Genomic DNA, 25,148 nt, shown 5'->3' on the forward strand with positions numbered 1-25,148 from the left:
TATCTTCAATTATGACCAATCTCACAAAGAAACTCGAGGTGAGTTTCACCACGCTCGAATTTTTTGAATCTGTAGTTATATCAACCGTTAAAGAAGATATTCTTTTCGATGAGAATCACGTAGAAGAATTAAGGTCCATTTGTAAAAATCATTTCGGAGATAAGAAATTCATATATATTGCAAATAGAGTATATAACTATAATGTAAATCCCGTGATTTATATAAACCTTATTCAAAGCAATGCATTACAAGGTATTGCAGTAATAAGCGAGGATTTAGAAAAGCTTAAAACTGCAAATTTTGAAAAGCAGTTCTCGCCGGTTCCATTTGAGCTATTTCAAAATAAAAAGGAAGCTCTCGTTTGGGCATATGGTTTCGTTTAGTAATGAGATTGCACTCCTACTTTCTTACATTCATTTTAATATTTTTTTCTATTCAATTTTCAAACTCACAAAGCTACAAGCTGATCTGGAACGATGATTTCAACAATGATGGAAAACCTGACTCAGAAAAGTGGAATTTTGAAACAGGTTTTATCAGAAATCTTGAAGAACAGATCTACACCAACAGGAAAAAGAATGTTCGAATAAATGATGGTAAACTTGAGTTGATCGCCAGGAAAGAGAATTTCAGAAATAAAAAATTTGATCCTTCAATTCAGAATTATCGCTTTAATACGGAATATTCTGCATATACTTCTGGGAGCATACATACCAAAGATAAATTTGAATTTAGGTATGGACGTGTGGAAGTTCGGGCTAAACTTCCCAAGGGAAATGGAGTCTGGCCTGCGATCTGGATGCTAGGAGCAAATTTCTACGAAATTGAATATCCTAATGCCGGAGAGATCGATATCATGGAGTATGTTGGGAAAGAAACCGGAAAGATTCATGCTACTGTCCATTTTCCGTGGGATGATGCTCAAGGAATAAAGTCGGATGGGGGAAGCGAGCTAATCAGTGATCCTTCTGAGAAATTTCATGTTTATTCGATGAACTGGACTTCAGAGAAAATTGAATTCCTTATAGATAACTCTCTATTTCATACTTTCAATATTGATGAAGCAGGAGACAAAAATAATCCTTTTAGAAAGCCTTTTTATTTGATTTTGAATCTAGCACTTGGAGGGAATTGGGCCGGAGAAGTAGACCCGGAGATCTTTCCGCAGAAATTCATTGTAGATTACGTTAGGGTCTATAAAGAAATAGAAGAATAAAAAGCAGGCCTGTAAGCCGGATTCTGTCATCCGATAATTGATCGGATTCCTTATCATTTATCTGAAATTAGCGTTGCCACTAATTTTTAGCTGCCTACCCTCCGGCAACGAACGAGCAATCCTTAGATGCCGGTTTACATGGCATTGCACCGCATAGAGTTTACCTGGTTTCACTACAGCTTAACCTGTACATTCTTTCTGTTGCACTTGTCCTGATCTCACGACCGGTGGGCGTTACCCACTATGCTGCCCTGTGGTGTCCGGACTTTCCTCCCTGAAAAATGTCAGAGCGATAAGGCGGCCTGCTTAGCGCAAATGTAAGTTAATTTATGTTGATTTCTTCCCGTATTTGTTCATAAATAAGCCTCTCTACCCCTTAGTTTAGACTTGTGATTTTTATATTTGTAATTCAATTCTTTTTGATGGAGCATTTTGTAGTATCGGCAAGAAAATACAGGCCGCAAACCTTTAAAGACGTAGTTGGCCAGCAGGCGATCACAAATACCCTGGCTAATGCCATTCATAACAATCACCTGGCTCAGGCTTTGTTATTTACGGGGCCTCGTGGTGTTGGTAAAACTACCTGCGCGCGTATTCTTGCTAAAATGATCAATCAGAAGGAAACTCAGGATCCTGATGAAGATTTTGCTTTTAATATTTTTGAACTTGATGCCGCTTCCAACAACTCTGTAGACGATATTCGTAACCTTATAGACCAGGTTAGAATTCCTCCACAGGTTGGAAATTATAAGGTGTATATTATAGATGAGGTTCACATGCTCTCTGCCTCAGCTTTCAACGCATTTTTAAAAACCCTGGAAGAGCCGCCTAAGCATGCTATTTTTATCCTTGCTACTACTGAAAAGCATAAGATAATCCCTACGATTCTTTCCCGTTGTCAGATCTTCGATTTTAAAAGGATTACGGTAACCGATGCTAAAAATTACCTTGGATATATCGCTGAACAAGAAGGTGTGAATGCTGAAGATGATGCGCTGCATATAATTGCTCAAAAAGCAGATGGCGCGATGCGGGATGCCCTCTCCATCTATGACCGGGTCGTGAGTTTCAGTGGAAATGATCTAACAAGACAGGCGGTTACAGAAAACCTGAATGTACTGGATTATGACACCTATATGCAGGTGACAGATCTTATCCTTGAAAATAATATTCCGCAGTTATTGGTAAAATTCAATGATATTCTCTCCAGTGGATTTGATGGTCATCATTTTATTGCCGGCCTTGCCTCCCACTTTAGAGATCTCTTGGTTTGCAAAGATCAAAAAACTATAGTGCTTTTGGAAGTTGGTGAACAAACCAAGGCCAAATATTTTGAACAATCTCAAAAGACTTCACATCAGTTTTTACTGGAAGCCATAGAGCTTGCGAATTCTTGTGATCTTAAATATAAGAACAGTCATAATCAACGGCTTCTCGTGGAATTATGCATAATGCAACTCGCCTCTATCACTTTCGATTCAGAAAAAAAAAAGGCTGAACGTAAAATAGTTCCTGCTTCTAATTTTGAACAGGAAGCAGTAAGCATTCCTTCCGAAAAGAAAGAACTGCTTAGAGAAAATGAGCACGACAACTCCTCTCCTGTCGAAGAAAATAATCTTCCCGAGCAAAAAGTGGCTACTGAATCCTGTGCCAAAGAAGAGGAAGAAAAATATTATTCGGAAAATAGCCCTGCTGAAGAAACTTCTGAAGCAAGCTTAATTGATGAGACTCAGGAAGAAGAGGCGGTCGAGAAAACCCAGGACTCTTATGAAAATCAGGCTCCAGATCTTTCAACCGAAACGGAAGTAATAAAAGAAAATTCACTTCAGCCTTCAGAGCCAGAAGAAATTGAGGTCCCTGCAACAGATTCCTCAAAAGAAACAGAGACTACAAAAAAGGATTTTCCGGACATCAAAAGAGAAAAAGTTTCCGGCTTATCCATCAAAAGTATAGGAAAAAAGAAGGAAATTGCTGAACAGCAAAAGGCGATGATGCCCACTGAAAAAGTGATGGATGATGAGTTCACCGAGGAAGACCTGGTGAATGAATGGAAAAATTACACGGAACGACTGAAGAAAAAAGGAGAAAAAATACTTGCTTCCATTTTTGAGTCACAGGTTCCAAGCCTCAATAATAAAGAGATCCATCTCACTTTCCCTAATGAGACGATGAAGATTGATCTTGAACGTGAGGAAAACCGCTTGATGACTTATCTTAAAGCCAGATTGAGAAATACTCACATTAGCCTTACTATTCACGTTGATGAGGCAACCTCGAAAAAATACGCATTTACGCCTCAGGAAAAATACGAAAAGCTGAAAGAGGCTAATCCCCTACTGGATAAATTACGTGCAACTTTTGATCTAGATGTATAACTATGTTAGGACTCAAATTACCTACAGACCCCAGATGGGCCGATATTGCAGAAAAGAATATTGAAGATATTCTGGTAGACCACGCTTACTGCGAGCAAAAAGCGGCATCTACCGCAATCTCCCTAATCGTTACTTATCCTGAATATTCAGAATTGGTGACTGCCATGACTGCTCTGGCCAGGGAAGAAATGGGACACTTTAAAATGGTACACGACCGTATCCTGAAAATGGGATTTACCATGGGAAGAGATAGAAAAGATGAATATGTATTAAAATTGCGTGAATTTTTTCCGAAAGGAGGTAGCAGAACCACCCAAATGGTACATCGCCTCTTAATTGCAGGTTTGATTGAGGCAAGAAGTTGTGAGCGTTTCAGACTTCTTTCTGAAGAACTGCAAGATAAAGAACTAGCTAAATTCTACCGAGATCTCATGGTAAGCGAAGCCAATCATTATACCATGTTTCTGAAATTTGCCAGACAGTATGGAGATCGTGAGATCGTAGATCAAAAATGGCAGGAACTTTTAGAATTTGAAGCTGAGATCATGAAAGAGCTCAGTAAGAATGAAAGCATTCACGGTTAAAACCTTTCTCAGGAATTTTTGCTTTTATACAGCGATTTTATAATTCCATCTGCCAGTCCAATTTTTGGTACATATATCCAATTGGCTCTAGCCCATTTCATAGAGTTCACATAGATTTTTGAGGCAGGAATGATTACATCTGCCCGGTCATTTTTAAGATCAAGCTCTGTAATTCGTTCTTCATAGGTGTAAGAATTGAGTTTTTCATCATAATCCTTTAAATATTTCAGGCTTAAAGGCTTTCCTTCTTTTTTACCACTGGTTTTAAAGATATTATTGATATTTCCACCGGAACCTATAAGATCTATATTATCATAGTCTTTAGTCGTTTCTTTAACCCATTGTCGCATCTCTTCCCAGGTCTTATGTTCAACCAGGTCTTCCATCATTCTTACCGTACCAACCTTGAAGGATCTTGAGGTGACCGTTTTACCATTACTATACATGGTATACTCTGTACTACCTCCTCCAACATCCACATATAGATAGTTACAATCATTCTGGATAAGTGCATGAAGATCTGTCGCGGCAATAATTGCTGCTTCATGGCTCCCATCTATGATTTCAATCTCAATTCCCGATTTTTCCTTTATGATACTGGCAATTTCATCACCGTTATTTGCTTCTCTCATCGCGGAAGTAGCACAGGCTTTATATTTTTCAACTCCATGCGACTTCATTATTAATTTGAAGGCATGCATGGTATCTACCATTCTCGTGGTATTTTTCTCTGATACCTTTTGTTTTAAAAATACATCTGCACCCAATCTAATTGGTACCCTTACCAGAGAAGTCTTTCTGAAATTAGTTTCCATTCCTTCCTTTTCGGTAATAGTAGACACTAAAAGTCTTACGGCATTAGAACCAATATCGATTGCGGCGTATGTTTTCTGTTTTATCATTACTCGTTAATATCAATTTTTTTTAAATAATAGTCATATAAAGCAAACTGCGAACGAACTTTTGGTCCCTTCACCTCTCTATATGGATTCTCCATCCCACGACAATGATTTCTAGCTTTCACATTATCACTCCAGCTAATTTCAAAAGTTTCTATAAGTTCCTTTTTTATATCCTCATCATAAATTGGACATGATATTTCAACCCGTTGATCAAGATTCCTTGTCATAAAATCTGCGGAGGAAATATAGACCCGGGGATCATTGTTATTCTCAAAAATGAAGACTCTGGGATGTTCCAGGAATTTATCAATGATACTGATGGCTTCTATATTCTCACTTAAGTCTTTAATGCCAGGCACCAAACAGCAAATTCCACGAATCAAAAGCTTAATTTTAACCCCGGCCTTACTGGCTGAATATAGCTTATCGATCACTCCGTTATCTGTAAGACTATTTAGCTTGAGTCTTATTCCTGACGGTTTGCCATTCCTGGCATTATCTATCTCCGTCTGAATAAGATTATAAATCGCATTTCGGGTATAATGGGGAGAAACAATGAGATGTTTGTATTTGTTCACCTTATAATTGGTTTCAAAGAAATCGAAAACCATATTCACTTCCTTCAGAATAGAAGGATCGGCAGTGAATAATGTATAATCAGTATACACCCGGGAAGTGTTCTCATTAAAGTTACCGGTACTTATAAAACCATATCTTTTTAACTTGCCCTCCTCTTCGCGCTCTATCACACAAGTTTTACAGTGAACCTTTAATCCCGGAACCCCGAAAATGAGCTTCACTCCTTCCTCCTGCATCTGTTCTGCATAACGAATATTGGCAACTTCATCAAAACGAGCTCTTAATTCTATTTGTACAGTTACTTTCTTCCCATTCTTGACCGCATTAATAAGGGAACTGGCAATGTGCGAAATCTTTGCCAGCCTGTAGATGGTAATTTTTATTGATCTTACTTTTGGATCTAAAGCAGCCTCCCTTAGAAACTTTACCACATAAGCAAAACTCTGGTAAGGCGTATAAAGCAGGTAATCCTTTTCTGCAATTCCTTTTAAAACACTAGTTTGAAGAATCAGCCCCGGTATCGGCAAAGGTTCCCTCACTTCATAATGCAGCTCTTGTTTGCCAAGACTTGGAAAATCCATATAATCCCGGCGATTATGATATCTACCTCCAGGAATTATGCTATCTGTAGAATCAATTCCCATTTTATTCATTAGATAAGCAAGCGTATCACTCTCAATATTTTTATCATATACGAATCTAACCGGATCCCCTTTAATCCTGTCTTTTACACTATCGGAAATCTTATCTATAAAACTTTTACTAAGGTCGCTATCCAGATCGAGTTCTGCATCCCTGGTGATTTTGATCATATGGGCAGAGAGGCTCTCATAATTGAAAATATTAAAAATGGTATTAAGATTATACCTTATAAGATCATCCAGAAGAATTATATATTGCTGGCCATTTTCTTCAGGCAAGACTACAAACCGCTCGATATTTCTAGGAATCTCGATTAATACATACCTCTTTTCCTTAACGGGCTTATTCAGTATCTTAGAAATTCCCTGAGCTGGTTCTGTCTCATCTGTCATTACCATCTTCACTGCTAAATAAGCCGCACTATCCTTTAAAGATGGCATTTCAGGAAGATCATTTAGTATGATGGTTACTAATGCAGGACTCACTTTACTCAGGAAGAAGTTCTTTATAAATTCTTTCTGATTCCTGGTTACCTGATCTTCATTAATAATATTTATGCCGTGATTTTTAAGCTTAGACTGAATATCTTCCAGAATTTTCAAACTTTCAGATTGTTGGTCTATCACTATTTTGGTGATCGCTTCCAGTAGTTTACTGGCTTTTATTCCTCCCAGGACACTTTTCCCAGCTTTCCCGGCGAGATCTATACGTTTAACCGTGGCATATCTAACCTTAAAAAATTCATCAAGATTATTTGAAAATATCCCCAGAAACCTTAGCCTTTCGATCAAGGGAACTGTTTCATCTGCAGCCTCCTGTAAAACCCTGGCATTAAAAGACAGCCAGCTTAATTCTCTGTTAACGTAACGTTTTTCGGCCATACAGTTTATCGAAGATTTTTAGGCAAGAGGGTTAAGATTGTTTTTCCATTTCGTATATCATTCCAGGAGGAGGCTTCAAAATCTATTACACATAAACCGGTGGTTGGCAGGTTATCAATTTTCTTGTCTCCTAACGAATTCACCAATATGGTCATGGCGGGATTATGGCCAAAAACAAAAAGCCGGTCGGTTTCATCTGTACATGATTTTATTACAGAAAGAAGATCATTTTGATTGAAACTATAAAGCTCCTCTAAAACTTTAAAATCATTTTCAGGAATATTTAAACCTTGCTTGAATAATTTTGCGGTTTCATGCGCCCTTACAGCATAGCTAGTCCAAAACAGAGCTCCTGGCTCATAAAAATGTTTAAAAGCCTTAATAACCAGATCTGCATCATTATAGGCTCTTTTTTTTAAAGGTCGTTTATGATCGGGAAAGTTATTATCCCAGGACGACTTACCATGTCTTATTAAAACTAATCTTTTCATTACGGTGCGAGTCTTTCAATTTTCCAACTATCATTTTCTCTGGTATAAAAGATCCTGTCGTGTAAACGACTAGCTCTCCCCTGCCAGAATTCAAAATTTACAGGTTTAAATAAGAAACCACCCCAGGCTTCAGGCTTTGGGATTTCTTTATCTGCATATTCCTTTTCTAATTTAATCAATTTCTCCTCAAGATATTCCCGGGAAGGAATGACTGAACTCTGATTAGATGCATGAGCCCCCAATTGGCTGCCTTTTGGTCTGGAATGAAAATATTCTTCCGACTCTGCAGCTGAAATTTTTGAAACTTCCCCCTGGAGGATGACTTGCTTTTCAAGTGACGGCCAGAAAAATGAAATACAACATTTAGGGTTTTCTTCAAGGTCCTTTCCTTTATTCGAATTGTAATTGGTAAAAAAATAAAAGCCATTACTACCAAATCCCTTAAGAAGAACTACTCTGGTTTTAGGATAATGATCCTTTCCTACGGTAGCTATACTCATGGCATTAGCCTCCTCTACAGCTAGAGATTTATCGGCAAGGTCGAACCATGATTTAAATAATTGATAGGGATCGCCAGGAATATCTTCTTCAAGAAGTTTTCCTTTCTCATAAGATTTGCGGTAATCTTTTAAATCTTTATCCATTTTCAGGGAGGTTTGATGCAATTTACAAGTTTATTAAAGAAGGCAGAAATGTTTTTTCTAAATAAAAGGACTTTCAGATTTCTAACAAATATCTTCGGCTAAGTGCAATTTAAGAAGCCCTGGATTTACAGAAATCTCTCTCAAAAGTAATATGTAGGACTACAAAGTAGCATATGGCATTTAGCTAATTAACAAGGAATTAGACAAGAATATTTAGATGGTTTTTTAGGGTTTTCCCCTATAAATTTTCAATTTTTCCTACAAAATTCCCACATATAGAATCTTCAAATAGGTCATTTTCAGAGTTTAAAAAGCAGTTTTAAGTGTATTTTAACGAATTTTTCCCACGTTATATCTAAAATATTGAATTTCCTATACGAGACCCGTTTTCTTGTGATAGTTTTACATCATAATTACACCACAATAGAGTCACCCCCACACTTCTATAGGTAGTTCCTCAAGACTACGGTGTTATTTACCCTTAATTTTTTTACTGAACTCCCCAAATCAGAAACAATAGATTTTCTCTGAAAATCATACTATTGAAATTATTTGAACAAACTCGCTAAGACCGAGAAAAAATAGAATTGATAATTCTAAACATTATTGATATGATTTGGAAAACTACTTTACCACATTTTAGCGAACAAAAAAACAAAGCAAAAGCTAAATCGCTGTATACGCCATTTAAGCTAATGTTCGCTGTTATACTAACCTTATCTTTAAATTCTTTCCAGGTAAGCGCGCAATCAGTGATTGATGTTGTCAATCCGAATGGAGGTTTTTCTATAGAAGGAGATTTAAAGGCAAATATTCCAGTTTCTAACGTAGGGGATTGGTTCCCTGGCGGAACAGGAACTGGTGGGTATGTTTTTAACAACAACGGTACACCTGTGGATCCGAATTTCTCAAAATTCGTTTCTGATATTCCTACCGCTGGAAACAATGATCGTTTTTTAACTGGAAGCAAAGCTGACCAGGATCCTGACATTTGGAAATGGTCGGATAATAATAGTGGAGCACAAAATAAAGGTGACCTGCTTCATGCGTTTTATCATATCTCAAGAGATGAAACTAGTGGTGACCAATGGATATTTGTTGGGGCAGACAGAGTGGGTAATAATGGAACATCTTATATAGACTTTACTTTCTTACAGAATGAGATCATAGAAAGTGATGATAAATCTGTAAGTTTCATTTCTACTGGACCTGATGCAGGACGAACTGTTAATGATATTTTATTAACTATAGAATATACTAATGGAGGATCGAATCCAAAATTCTATGTTTACCAATGGAAAGAGGTTTCTCCGAATGTTTTTCAGTATGTTGAAATCATTAATTATACTCAAGCAACTACTGAAGCCTATGCCAGGGTAAATACTTCGGAAAATATTGATTCTCCTGCCGGAGCTTTTGGGTATTCTTCAATTGCACAATACAAATTTGTTGAAGGTGCTATAAACTTATCTGCAATATTAGATAATCTTGATGTATGTAATAATGACAGTATCGGAATAGAGTCAATTTTTGTAAAAACCAAAAACTCTGATTCTCCTTCTGCAGATTTAGAAGATTATATAAGTCCTATAAGTGTAGATTTTACTATCGCTTCTGCTACAATCTCATATTTAAATTCACCTGTTTGTAGTGATAGCGAAAATATACAGGTAACTTTAGAAGGTAAAACCGGAGGAAAATTTAGTAGCACTACTGGTTTAAGTATAGATGAGAACACTGGTGAAATCAATGTTTCACTAAGTACACCAGGAACTTATACAGTAACGTATAATTATACTTCCTATACCTGCAATAAGCAAACGACTACTTCCGTAACAATTATTCCTAAGCCAGATGCACCAGAGTTTAGTGTGACTCAGCCTGTATGTGGAGATACAAATGGTGTCGTTACTATTAGTAATTATGATAATTCTCTTACTTATACGCTAAAAAATACGGAAGATGATTCCGAACAGCAGCTTACAAACGCCTCTAACGATGTTGCTCCAGGGACATATGTTCTCACTGTTTCTTCTAATAATTGCAATGCTACAGCTGCTTCAAATGTGGTAATAAATAATGCACCTGTAATGCCCGATGCTCCCACCGGAGATGCTACCCAGAATTTCTGTGCTATTGACTCTCCTACCGTAGCTGATCTTTTAGCTACCGGAAGTAATATAAAATGGTATGCTACTATCGATTCTGATAATGCATTAAATGATACGGACACTCTTGTAAACGGAGAAGATTATTTCGCCACTCAAACAGGTACTGATTGTGAAAGCGATACAAGACTCAAAGTAACAGTAACAGTGGATGACCCTGCAGCTCCTACTGGAGAAGCAACTCAGGATTTCTGTGCTATCGACACTCCAACCGTAGCTGATCTTTCAGCAGCTGGAACTAACATTAAGTGGTATGCAGAACAAGGTGATGAAAATGCTCTTGAAGCTACTACTGCTCTTATGGCTAATGAAGATTACTTCGCTACGCAAACTATTGATGGTTGTGAGAGTGATGAGTACCTGCAAGTAACTGCTGATATCGCTGATCCTGCGGCTCCTACTGGAGAAGCAACTCAGGATTTCTGCGCTATCGACACTCCAACCGTAGATGATCTTTCAGCAACTGGAACTAATATTAAGTGGTATGCAGAACAAGGTGATGAAAACGCTCTTGAGGCTACTACCGCTCTTATGGATAATGAAGATTATTTCGCTACGCAAACTATTGATGGGTGTGAGAGTGATGAGTACCTGCAAGTAACTGTTGATATCGCTGATCCTGCGGCTCCTACTGGAGAAGCAACTCAGGATTTCTGTGCTATCGACACACCAACCGTAGCTGATCTTTCAGCAACTGGAACTAACATTAAGTGGTATGCAGAACAAGGTGATGAAAACGCTCTTGAGGCTACTACCGCTCTTATGGATAATGAAGATTATTTCGCTACGCAAACTATTGATGGGTGTGAGAGTGATGAGTACCTGCAAGTAACTGTTGATATCGCTGATCCTGCGGCTCCTACTGGAGAAGCAACTCAGGATTTCTGTGCTATCGACACACCAACCGTAGCTGATCTTTCAGCAACTGGAACTAACATTAAGTGGTATGCAGAACAAGGTGATGAAAACGCTCTTGAGGCTACTACCGCTCTTATAGATAATGAAGATTACTTCGCTACGCAAACTATTGATGGTTGTGAGAGTGATGAGTACCTGCAAGTAACTGTTGATATCGCTGATCCTGCCGCTCCTACTGGAGAAGCAACCCAGGATTTCTGTGCTATCGACACTCCAACCATAGCTGATCTTTCAGCAACTGGAACTAACATTAAGTGGTATGCAGAACAAGGTGATGAAAATGCTCTTGAAGCTACTACTGCTCTTATGGATAATGAAGATTACTTCGCTACGCAAACTATTGATGGTTGTGAGAGTGATGAGTACCTGCAAGTAACTGTTGATATCGCTGACCCTGCGGCTCCTACTGGAGAAGCAACTCAGGATTTCTGCGCTATCGACACTCCAACCGTAGCTGATCTTTCAGCAACTGGAACTAATATTAAGTGGTATGCAGAACAAGGTGATGAAAACGCTCTTGAGGCTACTACCGCTCTTATGGATAATGAAGATTATTTCGCTACGCAAACTATTGATGGGTGTGAGAGTGATGAGTACCTGCAAGTTACTGTTGATATCGCTGATCCTGCGGCTCCTACTGGAGAAGCAACTCAGGATTTCTGTGCTATCGACACTCCAACCGTAGCTGATCTTTCAGCAACTGGAACTAATATTAAGTGGTATGCAGAACAAGGTGATGAAAACGCTCTTGAGGCTACTACCGCTCTTATGGATAATGAAGATTACTTCGCTACGCAAACTATTGATGGTTGTGAGAGTGATGAGTACCTGCAAGTAACTGTTGAAATCGCTGATCCTGCGGCTCCTACTGGAGAAGCAACTCAGGATTTCTGTGCTATAGACACTCCAACCGTAGCTGATCTTTCAGCAACTGGAACTAACATTAAGTGGTATGCAGAACAAGGTGATGAAAATGCTCTTGAGGCTACTACCGCTCTTATGGATAATGAAGATTACTTCGCTACGCAAACTATTGATGGTTGTGAGAGTGATGAGTACCTGCAAGTAACTGTTGAAATCGCTGATCCTGCGGCTCCTACTGGAGAAGCAACTCAGGATTTCTGTGCTATAGACACTCCAACCGTAGCTGATCTTTCAGCAACTGGAACTAACATTAAGTGGTATGCAGAACAAGGTGATGAAAATGCTCTTGAGGCTACTACCGCTCTTATGGATAATGAAGATTACTTCGCTACGCAAACTATTGATGGTTGTGAGAGTGATGAGTACCTGCAAGTAACTGTTGAAATCGCTGATCCTGCGGCTCCTACTGGAGAAACTGTTCAAACTTTCTGTTTCGATTCAGGAGCAACTGTAGCAGATCTTTCTCCAAATGGTAACAATATCATATGGTATGCAAACGATGCAACTGATACTCCACTTTTATCTACTGAAACGCTTCTAAATGAGGAGGACTATTATGCTTCTCAAATTGTGAATGGTTGCGAGAGTGATGAAAGACTTATGGTTGTAGTTGAAATACTTCCGGAAATCACGCTTTCTGCTGAAACTACTTCAGTTACCTGTAACGGAGAAGCAGACGGAGAAATCACAGTCACATCAGACACCAATGTTACTTTCGAAATATTCCAAGGAACAGAGAATGTGACTTCTCAAAATGGTTCACTTTCCGCAGGATTCTATACAATTGTTGGTTCATTGGCCAGCACTCAAACAGATATTGTTTGTACTAATGAGATAGTTGTGGAAATTAAAGTTCTGGATAATATTGATCCTGAGATTACTGTACCTGAATCCTTAACTCTTGAGGTTTGTACTCCCGAAGAAATCACTGCTGATAATGCAAGATTCCCATTAGATACTGATGGATCTGATGATATAAAAGAAAATTTCGAAGCTTCAGGATATTCCGCAAGTGATGACCAGGAATTAGTAAGCCTTACTTATACTGACGATATCCAAGATAACGGAAATTGTTTTCCAGTGATTATCAGAACCTTCTACGCTACCGACAATTGTGGTGGCCAGTCCTCAGATTCAATAACAATTAAGCTGGAAGATAATACGAATCCAACTTTTAATGAAACACTTCCAAGCGCAAGCTTAACAGTAGAGTGCGATAACATTCCTGACGCTCTTGAGCTTACAGCGATTGATAATTGTTCCGGTGAGATCGAGGTATTGTACACTGAAACCTTTGAAGGTAAGGACGATGATTGTGCTAATGAGTACACTATAATCAGAACATGGTCTGCTGAAGACTGTTCAGGTAATGACATATCCTTTACTCAAACTATTACTGTGGAAGATACAGTAGCTCCGGAATTTGATCAGGAAACTTTACCAACAGCTGAAATAACTGCAGAGTGTGATAATATTCCTGCTGCAGCTACTTTAACTGCAACAGATAGTTGTGCTGGGGTTCTTGAGGTAACTTATACAGAGGAATTTAATGGTCAGGACGATGAGTGTGCAAATGAATACACTATAATCAGAACCTGGTTTGCTGAGGACTGTGCTGGAAACGAACTGGAATATGTTCAAACTATCACTGTGGAAGATACAATAGCTCCGGAATTTGATCAGGAAACTTTACCAAAAGCTGAAATAACTATAGAGTGTGATAATATTCCTGCTGCCGCTACTTTAACTGCAACAGATAGTTGTGCTGGAGTTCTTGAGGTAACTTATACAGAGGAATTTAATGGTCAGGACGATGAGTGTACAAATGAATACACTATAATAAGAACCTGGTTTACTGAGGACTGTGCTGGTAACGAACTGGAATATGTTCAAACTATCACTGTGGAAGATACAGTAGCTCCTGAATTTGATCAGGAAACTCTACCAACAGCTGAAATAACTGTAGAGTGTGATAATATACCTGCTGCCGCTACTTTAACTGCAACAGATAATTGTGCTGGGGATCTTGAGGTAACTTATACAGAAGAAATTACTGGTCAGGACGATGAGTGTGCAAATGAATACACTATAATCAGAACCTGGTTTGCTGAGGACTGTGCCGGTAACGAACTGGAATATGTTCAAACTATCACTGTGGAAGATACTGTAGCTCCAGAATTCAATGAAGCAATTCCTGCCGATATGAGTATGGAGTGTGAAAATCTTCCGGAAATACCAACTATTACGGCAACTGATAATTGTGCAGAAAACGTAGAGGTTGAATTTTCAGAAATTTCTACAAAAGAGAATGAAACCGATAAAGAATATACAGTGACACGTACCTGGAGTGCTTCCGACTGTGCTGGAAATGAAATTTCTGGTAGTCAGGTTATCACCATCCAGAATACTGGTGCACCTTCTTTTAATGAGAATCTGCCTGCTGATTTAACAGTAGAGTGTGATGCAGTTCCAACTGCGCCGGTTATTACTGCTACAGATGGTTGCGTAGGTGATATTGAAGTAAATTACACCGAAACATTCTCTGGACTTGATGATGAATGTGCTAATGAGTACATGATCACAAGAATATGGACTGCTACAGATGATGCTGAAAATGAGGTTTCTCATACTCAGACAATTACTGTGGTTGACACTACTGCTCCAGAATTTGATCAGGAACTTCCTGAAAGTAATCTGACAGTAGAGTGTGACGCTGTTCCTGTTGTGGTAACTCTTACCGCTTCAGATAACTGCTCTGGAACTGTAGAAGTTTCTTTTGAAGAACTGATTTCTGATAAAGATTCTGACGATGATAACAATTATACAATCACCAGGTCTTATATGGCTGCTGATTGTGCTGGTAATGAAGTTTCCTTTACACAAATAATTACAGTAGAGGATACTACTGCACCAGTAATAACTACCTGTCCTGAAGCTGTGACTATATCTTCAGATGACGGATTATGTTCAGCTTCTAATGTAGAATTGGGCATGCCAACTGCTACCGATAATTGTGATTCAGATCTTACAATCACCAATGACGCGCCGGAAGTATTTCCAATAGGAGAGACTACTGTTAACTGGACCGTCACTGATAAGGCCGGGAACATTGCTAGCTGTTCGCAAATTGTTAATGTGGTAGATGATGAAAATCCGGTTGTTGAAGCTATTGACGATATCAATATAAATAGTGATCCTGAAGTTTGTGGTGCTATCGTGAATTTTGAAACTATTATAGCAACCGATAACTGCGAAATCGACACTATAGAAGTTACTGAAGGATTATCCTCAGGATCTGAGTTCCCTGTAGGTACTACCACAGTAAGTATTACTGTTACAGATGTGTCTGGGAACACAACTACTACTAGCTTTGATGTAAATGTTACAGATAACGAAGCTCCTGAGATTAGCTGTCCGTCAAATATGACAGTTGATACTGAAACTGGTGTTTCTTATGCTACTGTAGATTTTGATAATGCAACTGCAACCGATAACTGTAAAGTAACTGTTGAGCAAACTGCAGGACCTGTATCAGGATCTCAGTTTGAAATTGGAACTACCACGATCACTTTCACTGCGACAGATGACGCTGGAAATACTTCAGAATGTAGCTTTACAATTACTGTAGAGGATAATGAAGATCCAACGATCACTTGTCCAGCCGACATAGATCTAACAAATGATGCCGGAGTTTGTGGAGCAGTTGTTGAATTTACAATTCCAGAATTCTCAGATAATTCAGGTTTCGCTACTATCGAGCAAACTGCCGGACTAGAACCTGGTGAGGTGTTCCCGGTTGGAATTACTACCGTTTCTTATACGGTAACAGATGAAGCTGGAAATTCTGCGAGCTGTAGCTTTGATGTTACAGTGACAGATAATGAAGCTCCTGTTCTTGAAGAGATGAATGATATTACCATGAATAATGATAATGGTGTTTGTGGAGCTGTAATTGAATTTGCAAGTGTAGCAGCAACTGATAATTGCGAAATTGAATCAGTAGTAATTACTGAAGGTTTTGAATCTGGTTCAGAATTCCCTGTTGGAACTACTACCGTGACTTATACTGTTACCGATATCAATGGTAACGTTTCTACGGAAAGCTTTACAGTAACTGTAAATGATAACGAAGATCCAGTAATTAGCTGTCCGGTAAGTATGACCGTAAGCACTGAAACTGGTGTTTCTTATGCCACTGTAGATTTTGATAATGCAACTGCAACCGACAACTGCGAGGTAAGTGTTGAACAAACTGGCGGACCTGTTTCAGGATCACAGTTCGAGATTGGAACAACTACCGTAACATTTACTGCAACCGATGCTGCCGGAAATACTACTGAATGTAGCTTTACTGTTACAGTAGAAGATAACGAAGATCCAACGATCTCCTGCCCTTCTGATATTTCTCAGAATGTAGATGCAGGTATCTGTGGAGCTGCAGTGACTTTTGAAACTCCAGAAGGATTAGATAATTCAGGAAATGTAACTATTGAGCAAACAGCAGGTTTAGGATCTGGAGAAGTATTCCCGGTTGGAACCACTACAGTTACTTTTACTGCAACAGATGCAGCTGGAAACTCAGTAGACTGTAGCTTCACTGTTACAGTTGCTGACGATGAGGCTCCGGAAATTGAAGATATGGACAACATCACTTTAAATACTGAAGACGGTATTTGTGGAGCTGTTGCAAACTTCAATACTCCTGGTGCTACCGATAATTGTGAAATAGAAAACGTAGAACTTACTGAAGGTTTAGAGCCAGGAAGTGTATTCCCGGTTGGAACTACTACAGTAACTTATACTGCTACCGATAATAATGGAAATACAGCAACATCTTCTTTTACAGTAACTGTAAATGATAATGAGGCTCCAGCAATCGAGTGCCCTGAAAGTATAACAGTAAATGTTGACAATGGTGTAACTGGCGTAGTTGTAAACTATGATGCGGTAACTACTACAGACAATTGCGAAGGCACTACTATTAAATTAACTTCAGGAATTGCTTCAGGAGAAGAGTTCCCGGTGGGAGAAACAACGGTAACTTATACGGTAACCGATGCATCTGGAAATTCAACTACTTGTAGCTTTACTGTTATCGTAAATGAAAATAATCCGGCACCACCAGCAGGACCAACTGTAGAGATTACACCTGCAACTTGTAGCAATCCAACAGGAACTATAACTGTAGTGGATGCACAGGATGGCCTTTCTTACAGTATAGATGGTGAGAACTATCAAACTGAAGGGGTATTCGCAGATCTTGCACCGGGAACTTATGATGTAGTTGCCCAGGATGAGTTCGGTCAATTATCTGAACTTACTACTGTAGTAATTGAAGATCCTGTAGCTGAAGAGATAGAACTTGTTAATAATGGAGTTGTTGACCTTTGTGTGGATGATTCAGCATACGACCTATCTGAATTATTTGTAGGAGACTTCGATGAATCAGGAGTTTGGGTCGATGTTAATAATACCGGCGCTCTTAGCAACGGATTCGTAGATCCAGATTTACTAGCCTTAGGTTCTTACACTTTCGAATATCAGGTTGATGGTAATTGTCCTTCAACTACTACCGTAAGCGTACTTATCAATGATGACTGTGTGGTCTTGGATTGTAGCATTGAAGACATTAAAAATGGTATTTCTAAAGCGGTAACCCCTAACGGAGATAATAAGAATGACGTCTTCAAGGTAGATCTTGATCTTGCCTGCGGATTCACTTACAATGTTAAGATATTCAACAGATGGGGTGCAAAAGTGTTCGATGCTCAGAACTACCAGAACAATTGGGATGGTTATTCAGATTCATCATTCTCAAGCTCTAATCAGCTGCCTTCTGGAACGTACTTCTATATTCTAGAGATAAGAGAAGGTAACTTCGAGCCAATACAAGGATATATTTACTTAGGAACTAAATAAAAAAGGGAAACCATGAAAAAAGTTTATTTTATAATATTAATTCTGTTTGTTGCAGCCCCCGGATTTTCGCAACAGCTCCCTCAGTTTACGCAGTATATGTATAATACGGTCTCCATTAACCCTGCTTATGCAGGTAGTAGAGACGGGTTTTCCATAACAGCTCTTAACAGGAACCAATGGGCTGGTGTAGATGGAGCTCCGGTAACTCAAACCCTATCTGTCAATTCTCCTTTGGGAAATGATAAAATTGGTTTAGGTCTGTCGGTAATTAATGATAAAATTGGTGATGAAAATACCACTTTTGTTTACGGAGACTTCTCATACAGAGTAGATCTAAGTGCAGATCTTACCTTAAGACTTGGATTAAAAGCAGGAGCATATTACTACGGACTGGATGATCCAACTTTAGGTGACGATCCTTTCTTTGCAGACAACTTCAACCGATGGACTCCTAATTTTGGAGCAGGTGCATACCTCTCCTCTCAAAACTGGTATCTAGGATTCTCAGCACCAAAACTGATCAATAAAGATAATAACCGGGCTGAAGAATTCAGAGCGCTGGAACAGGTTCATTATTACCTTACTTCTGGTTATGTTTTTGACCTGAGTGACAATTTAAAGCTGAGACCTTCTACACTGGTAAAAGCGACAAATGGTGCTCCGCTTTCAGTAGACCTTACCGCTACAGCGATATTTGACGAAAAGTTCTATCTAGGTGCAAACTACCGTATTGATGATGCCATTGGAGCATTTCTGGACGTTCAGTTATTTCCAGGTTTTAGGGCTGGATACGCGTATGAGTATTCTATTTCAGACATACAACCTTATACTTCCGGATCTCATGAATTCCTGTTGATCTATGAATTCAGATTTAAGAATACCAGGTACAAATCACCCCGTTTCTTTTAACTTAAAGCCTGATGATTATGAAAAATTTTTACTCTTTATTTTTAATACTTCTCTCCTGCTCGCTTAGCGTCCAGGCACAGAGTGGAAAACAAAAAAAAGCAGATAGGCTTTACAAAGATTTTGCTTATCTGGAAGCAACCGATGTTTACAAGGAGCTTATTGAAAAAGAATATAATGTCACTTATAATTCAACAAAATTAGGCGATACTTATATGATGTTGAGAAGCCCGGAAAATGCGGTTTTTTATTACGGTGACGTTATTGAAGACACTGCCATCTCGCCGGAATATTATTATAAATATGCCCAGGCTCTACGTGGAGTTAAAAGATATGATGAATCCAGACAATGGCTAAGAAAATATCTTGAAAACGGAAGTGGATCTGAAGAAATTCAGAAGATGCTCAACAAAGATGAGTATAAAAGTAAAGCCACTTATAAGCTTCAAAGTGCCGACTTCAATACCGAAGTAAGCGATTTTGGAGTATTTGTAAAGGACGACCAGGTTTATTTCGTTTCGGCAAGAGCTCAGGATGAAAAAGTGAAGGATAAAACATATAGCTGGAATGGCGAACCATTTCTAGATATTTATGTTTTAGACAAAGCTTCCGGAAACATCACCCCTATTGGCGGAGACATCAATACGAAATTACATGACGGGCCGGCTGTTATAAGTCCAGACGGGAATACGATTTATTTCACAAGGAATAACTACCTGGAGAATAAAGAAGGAAAAAGAGACAAAGACAAAACCAATCATTTAAAATTATATTCCGCTACGAATTCTGGAAATGGATGGGCTGAAGTTAAAGAGCTTGGATTTAATAGTAACGAATATTCTGTAGGACATCCTTCCCTGTCCTCTGATGGAAAGACACTTTATTTTACATCAGATATGCCTAATGGTTTAGGCGGAACAGATATCTATAAAGCTTCAATAGATGAAAATGGAAACCTGGGGACAACTGAAAATTTAGGCGAACCCGTGAATACAGAATTTGATGAGACCTTCCCTTTCATGGATACCGACGGAACTTTATATTTTTCCTCCAATGGTCATGCTGGCTTAGGATTATTCGATATTTTCAAAATGACTGAAGAAGATGGAGTTGAAAATCTTGGTGAGCCCGTAAATAGCAATATGGATGATTTTGCCTATTTCCAGGTATCAGAATCCAGAGAGGGATATATATCTACCAACCGCGGTGGCGGAAGTGATGATATTTTTATCTTCAATAAACTAAATCCTCTTATTGTAAAAGGTCAGGTGACAGATGCTGTAAATGGTAATCCTATTTCAGCCGCAACCGTTCGACTTATGGATGAGAATGGAGACCAGATGGCTTTTCTTGAAACCGATGAAGAAGGAAATTATGAAACAGAGATTGCAAGAGATAAAAGATTTCCAGTTGAGGCTAAAGAAATAGAATATGAAACTTTTGAAGGTGAAATCAACACGATGGATTCTGATGAAAAAGATGAGATCACCTACGATATTCAACTTAACCCAGTGAAGGATGTAGAATATCTTGCTGAAATTGACAATATCTATTTCGACTTTGATAAATCGAATATCAGACCTGATGCTGCAACAGAATTAGATAAACTGGTTGATCTTATGCAAAATGAATATCCAGATCTTGTAATTGAAATAGGTGCTCATACAGATCGAAGAGGAAGCAATGCGTATAATGAAAAGCTTGCGGAAAGAAGAGCCAAATCAACATATGATTACCTAATATCAAAAGGAATAGCTGAGGATAGAATTATAGAATATAAAGGCTACGGCGAGACTAAACCGGCTATAAACTGTGATCGTTGTTCTGAACAGGATCACCAGTTGAACAGAAGATCTATGTTTAGCGTAGTGAAAATGGAATAAATTTCTAACTAACCTGAAGGAAAGAGGCGTTCTGGATTTATCGCTGTCTCCCCCCTATAACGAAGCGTTTAGCGCGGATGTGGACAGAATTATTCAGATAGCCTCTTTCTATTTGCACACCATACAACCAAGATCGATGACGGGGTAATTACTATAAATAAAGTAGTTATTAAGATAATTCGAATCGAACCCCCAACAGATCGATTTTAAGAAAAAGGTTCAGCCTCTAGCCTGAACCTTTTTTGATTTTATTACGTAAATATTATCAGTTTCCAATCCCATAGTAAGTCAGAAGCCCTCTTAACACTTTATGGCATAATTCCTGAACTATATAGAGAAATTGGAAAGAACCGGCAAATTATCTGCTGAAAATCAAATATATGAAACTGAAAAATTTACTGATACTAAGTAGTCTTCTCTTGTTAATTCTTAGCGCATGTACAAAAGAGGAAGACGTAATAAATAATCAAGGCTCTGAGACTGAAAACCCCGTAAATTCAACTGAAAATGTTGAATTAGAAGTGGAAAGCTTTGTCTATAACGGGCTAAATGAGATTTATCTATATAAGTCTGATATTCCCGAGCTGGCTGATGATTTTTTCAGCTCATCAAATGAAAAGAATGAATTTCTGGCTAATGCAAGTTCTCCTGAAGCCCTGTTTGATGACCTTACGGCCAGTTTTGATCGTTTCAGTTTTATAACAGATGATTATAATAGCCTGGAAGAACGTTTTCAGGGAATGAGCGGTGCCACGGGGATTAAATTTGGAATAGGCCAGATCTCAGGTACCGGAAATGTATTTGGAATAATAAGATATGTCCTTCCAAATACTTCCGCCGCTGCAGCCGGCCTGGAACGAGGAAATATTTTCACCGAAATAGACGGGCAAAAGCTTTCCTCTTCAAATTTTTCCCAACTTATCGAAAAGGAAAGTTTTACTATTAATGTAGGCTATGTAGAGAATAATCAAATTATGCTTACTGGGGAAGAAGTTAATCTTACAGATGAAACCTATACTGAGAACCCGGTTTATATTGCTAAAACATTTGAAATCGCAGGAAAAAAGATAGGTTATATCATGTATAATAGTTTCATCGCTAATTTTGACGGGGAGTTAAACGCAGCTTTTAATGATTTTAAAGCTAACGGAGTTACAGACCTGATCCTGGACCTTAGATATAATGGCGGTGGTTCTGTAGAATCTGCAAAGGATCTTTCCAGTATGATCACAGGACAATTTAATGAGAAGGTGTTTATAAAAGAACAATGGAATTCCAGATACCAGAATTTTTTTGAGAATCAGGATCCTGAAGCGTTAATTAATCGTTTTGATGCTAAACTTAGAACAGGCGAAGCTATTAACAGTTTGAATTTATCTGAAGTCTATGTACTTACTTCAGCCTCCAGTGCTTCGGCCAGTGAACTTATTATAAATGGTCTCGATCCATATATTAATGTTGTCCAGGTGGGCGACAAAACGGTTGGAAAATTTCAAGCCTCGGTGACTTTGTATGATAGTGATGATTTTGATAAAGAAGGTGCCAGTGATAACCACACTTATGCGATGCAACCACTTGTTTTTAAATCTATCAATGCTGAAGGAAAATCAGATTATGTAAACGGACTGGAACCGGACATTGCATATGTTGAAAATCTTAATGATTTTGGGGTTCTGGGTCAGCAAGACGAACCATTACTGGAAAAAGCTATCAATGCTATACTGGGCCGCTCTCAAAGTAATAAATCCTCTGTAGTGAGATTAGATTTTAAGCAGCTTGGTGAAAGTGGAATGAATAATATTGAATATCAAAGAATGTATATTCAAGAGCTTCCAGCGATAAACGAATAATCATATTTACAGGAATAAAAAAAAGCCCGGGAATAATAATCCGGGTTTTTTAGTCTTTGATCCAAGGAACCAAAAATTATCCTAAACTGAAGTATATCTTATTAAATTGTCTTAAATCTATTTCCCGACAGAGGTAAATTGAGATTTTAAGTACTTGTTATGTTAATACTCAATTAGCCTTGGGCTGTTCAAAAAAGAATTAAAATAAAAAAAAGGGTCAGCCTCTAGCCTGAACCCTTTTTTTCGATTTGGGGGGAAAACAAAACTTATCTTTTATTTTTTTATAAAAATATTGGTGAAGTAATTTTTTCCGTCAGCATCCTGTCTGACTGAAATTCCAAAATGGGTGAAATCACCTTCAACATTTTCTCTATGACCTTTACTCTTCAACCAGGCATTTACTACTGCCTCTGAAGTTCTGTAGCCATATCCTACATTCTCTGCTACTTTCTTAGCACCAACCTCCTGCATTAAGAAAGATGCGCGTTCAGAAAAATTATCATGACTCACACTGCCCATGTCTATCATATATTCATTATGTCCTTCAGACTCTACAGATAGATTAACCAAGGCTTTTAATTCACTTAGACCAAGGGCACTTCTGTAAAGATTCAATTCATCAAGGATCTCAACTTCAATAGAGCTATAATTATATTCTACCTTTTTGGTTACTACTTGATCATAAGAAGCAACTTCGTCTCCAAGGCTATCTTTAGAGCATGACGTAAGAAACAACGTACAAAGAATTAACATAAATCCTGTTAAAGTAAATTTTCTCATAGGTTGAATTGTTAGATTCAGGGAAGATAAATCTACACATTTTATCGACTAATAACATAGACAACTTAAGAAAAAGCTAAATTTTGATAAATTTTAACATTTATTGTAGGAATTTACGTCAATAATACTGGAAATCAATCCATTAAAGACCTACGTAAAGTTAATATGAGAATTGGTTATTCAACGGTAATTTCCTCTCCATCATCGGCTAAAATGATGTTCTGGAAAATATCCGAAGCTTCGGTTCGAAATAATTCAATATTTTCATACCGTGTTGAATAATGACCCAGAATGAGTTTTTCAACTCCGGCCTCCTTAGCGATGGTGGCGGCCTCTTTAGCGGTAGAATGCTTTGTAGGAAAAGCCAGTTCTCTTTGATCTTCAAGGAAAGTTGATTCATGATATAAGACGGTGGTATTCTTAATCATAGGTACCAGTTCCAAATCAAAAACCGTGTCACTGCAGAAAGCGTACGATTTTGGGGGTGGTGGATCTGCGGTGACCAACCTGTTAGGGATAAGTTTTCCGTCTTCAGAAACCACATCTTTTCCTTTTTTCAGGCTCTTGAACAGGCTAAAGTCAATATTATATTCTTCCGCTTTATCTATAAGTAATTTCCTGTCGCCCGCTTTCTCCTTAAAAAGAAACCCATTGGTGTAAACACGGTGCTTAAGGGGCAATGTGCTCACACTAAGCTTAGAATCCTCAAATAGAAGTTCGGGTTGCTTCGAAGTTAGTTCATGAAATATCAAAGGGAAATTAGTCCAGGAATTGGCCAATTTTAATTGTAAGGTTATGATTTCCTTAATGCCTTTAGGACCATAAATATGCAATTCATTTTCCCGGTTTAGTAACCTGAAAGTAGATACAAGTCCCACTAACCCATAAAAATGATCCCCATGCAAATGAGAAATAAAGATGTGCTTAATTTTTGAAAATTTGATCTTATTACGCCTCAGCTGGACCTGGGTTCCTTCCCCACAATCTATCAGGAATAAATGATTTTTGATTTCCAGAACCTGAGAAGTAGGATTCGTAAAACTTCTAGGCGTTGCTGCATAGCAACCAAGAATGGTGATTTTCATTCAATCTTCATTTTCAATTTAAGGGCAAAGACGGTATTAGAATCCAAGATCTCTCTGGATCTCATCCATTTGTATCATATCTTCAGCTTCCTGAAGGGTAGGCACTACCACTAGTTCTTCTGGAAGTTCGTCAATTCCAACCGCATCATTTACCAATACAAAACTTTTATTTTCCGCTCTGTGAATATTGGATATTTCCAGAAAGGATAATAAATGTTCTGTAGCCAGATCTTTATACCTGATAAGGTCAACGACCAGATTATCATTTTTTAGATCATTATGATGTTTTGTAAGTTCCGTAGAAAAATCGGTTAAAGAATTATTCTCGTTTTCAATTAGTAGATAATTATCTTTTTTGGCAGTTTTCATATACAAATTCTAATTCTCTCTAAGTTAAGTAA

General features: G+C 38.2%; 15 protein-coding genes and 1 other RNA gene. 8 read left to right on the forward strand and 8 right to left on the reverse strand.

The window, feature by feature from the left end; all coding sequences use genetic code 11:
- Positions 1-11: 11 nt before the first annotated feature.
- Together LGQ90_RS04125 and LGQ90_RS04130 are read left to right on the forward strand one after the other, a co-directional pair.
- The gene (locus tag LGQ90_RS04125) at positions 12-383 is read left to right on the forward strand and encodes a hypothetical protein (RefSeq protein ID WP_229338387.1); all 372 of its coding nucleotides are present in this window, start codon (positions 12-14) and stop codon (positions 381-383) included.
- Positions 384-385: 2 nt separating this feature from the next.
- Positions 386-1,216: a glycoside hydrolase family 16 protein gene (locus LGQ90_RS04130; RefSeq protein WP_229338388.1), complete on the forward strand. Its 831-nt coding sequence runs from the start codon at positions 386-388 to the stop codon at positions 1,214-1,216.
- On the opposite strand, the gene rnpB is transcribed toward LGQ90_RS04130, so the two are convergent.
- Positions 1,213-1,525: RNase P RNA component class A (gene rnpB / locus LGQ90_RS04135), an RNA gene on the reverse strand. The two genes, LGQ90_RS04130 and rnpB, sit on opposite strands and share 4 nt — an antisense overlap.
- 113 nt (positions 1,526-1,638) lie before the next feature.
- On the opposite strand from rnpB, the gene LGQ90_RS04140 reads away from it, so the two are divergent.
- Entirely contained in the window at positions 1,639-3,591 is a 1,953-nt protein-coding gene (locus LGQ90_RS04140; protein ID WP_229338389.1) for a DNA polymerase III subunit gamma/tau, read from the forward strand.
- Between the two features lie 2 nt (positions 3,592-3,593).
- Positions 3,594-4,175: a MiaE family protein gene (locus tag LGQ90_RS04145; RefSeq protein WP_229338390.1), complete on the forward strand. Its 582-nt coding sequence runs from the start codon at positions 3,594-3,596 to the stop codon at positions 4,173-4,175.
- An 8-nt stretch (positions 4,176-4,183) separates the two neighbouring features.
- Here the strand turns inward: LGQ90_RS04145 and LGQ90_RS04150 are convergent, their stop codons facing one another.
- From LGQ90_RS04150 to pdxH, 4 genes are read right to left on the reverse strand one after another with little or no spacing between them, the layout of a single operon-like run.
- A complete protein-coding gene (locus tag LGQ90_RS04150; RefSeq protein ID WP_229338391.1) occupies positions 4,184-5,077 on the reverse strand; it encodes a Ppx/GppA phosphatase family protein in 894 nt (297 codons plus the stop codon).
- Entirely contained in the window at positions 5,077-7,179 is a 2,103-nt protein-coding gene (ppk1, locus tag LGQ90_RS04155) for a polyphosphate kinase 1 (protein ID WP_229338392.1), read from the reverse strand. The genes LGQ90_RS04150 and ppk1 overlap by 1 nt, the downstream gene beginning before the upstream one ends.
- 5 nt (positions 7,180-7,184) lie before the next feature.
- Positions 7,185-7,670 carry a SixA phosphatase family protein gene (locus LGQ90_RS04160; protein ID WP_229338393.1) on the reverse strand — a complete coding sequence of 162 codons (486 nt, stop codon included), beginning with the start codon at positions 7,668-7,670 and terminating at the stop codon, positions 7,185-7,187.
- Positions 7,670-8,314 (reverse strand): pyridoxamine 5'-phosphate oxidase, encoded by a 645-nt coding sequence (gene pdxH / locus LGQ90_RS04165; protein ID WP_229338394.1) that lies wholly within the window; start codon positions 8,312-8,314, stop codon positions 7,670-7,672. Before pdxH ends, LGQ90_RS04160 begins: the two co-directional genes overlap by 1 nt.
- 611 nt (positions 8,315-8,925) lie before the next feature.
- On the opposite strand from pdxH, the gene LGQ90_RS04170 reads away from it, so the two are divergent.
- The 4 genes from LGQ90_RS04170 (at position 8,926) to LGQ90_RS04185 (ending at position 22,882) form a co-directional block, all read left to right on the forward strand.
- Positions 8,926-18,243: an HYR domain-containing protein gene (locus LGQ90_RS04170; RefSeq protein WP_229338396.1), complete on the forward strand. Its 9,318-nt coding sequence runs from the start codon at positions 8,926-8,928 to the stop codon at positions 18,241-18,243.
- Between the two features lie 12 nt (positions 18,244-18,255).
- Positions 18,256-19,152, forward strand: a complete 897-nt coding sequence (locus tag LGQ90_RS04175) for a PorP/SprF family type IX secretion system membrane protein (RefSeq protein ID WP_229338399.1) — start codon at positions 18,256-18,258, stop codon at positions 19,150-19,152.
- Positions 19,153-19,169: 17 nt separating this feature from the next.
- Positions 19,170-21,032, forward strand: a complete 1,863-nt coding sequence (locus LGQ90_RS04180) for an OmpA family protein (RefSeq protein WP_229338401.1) — start codon at positions 19,170-19,172, stop codon at positions 21,030-21,032.
- Positions 21,033-21,412: 380 nt separating this feature from the next.
- Entirely contained in the window at positions 21,413-22,882 is a 1,470-nt protein-coding gene (locus tag LGQ90_RS04185) for a S41 family peptidase (protein WP_229338403.1), read from the forward strand.
- Between the two features lie 273 nt (positions 22,883-23,155).
- Here the strand turns inward: LGQ90_RS04185 and LGQ90_RS04190 are convergent, their stop codons facing one another.
- From LGQ90_RS04190 to LGQ90_RS04200, 3 genes are all read right to left on the reverse strand, one after another.
- Positions 23,156-23,662: a CAP domain-containing protein gene (locus LGQ90_RS04190; RefSeq protein ID WP_229338405.1), complete on the reverse strand. Its 507-nt coding sequence runs from the start codon at positions 23,660-23,662 to the stop codon at positions 23,156-23,158.
- 176 nt (positions 23,663-23,838) lie between these two features.
- Positions 23,839-24,747, reverse strand: coding sequence for a ribonuclease Z (locus tag LGQ90_RS04195; RefSeq protein ID WP_229338407.1), 909 nt, complete (start codon positions 24,745-24,747; stop codon positions 23,839-23,841).
- Positions 24,748-24,783: 36 nt separating this feature from the next.
- Positions 24,784-25,116: a ribonuclease Z gene (locus LGQ90_RS04200; RefSeq protein ID WP_229338409.1), complete on the reverse strand. Its 333-nt coding sequence runs from the start codon at positions 25,114-25,116 to the stop codon at positions 24,784-24,786.
- Positions 25,117-25,148: the final 32 nt, after the last annotated feature.

The organism is Christiangramia sediminis (assembly GCF_020552705.1).
Taxonomy (GTDB): Bacteria; Bacteroidota; Bacteroidia; order Flavobacteriales; family Flavobacteriaceae; genus Christiangramia; species Christiangramia sediminis.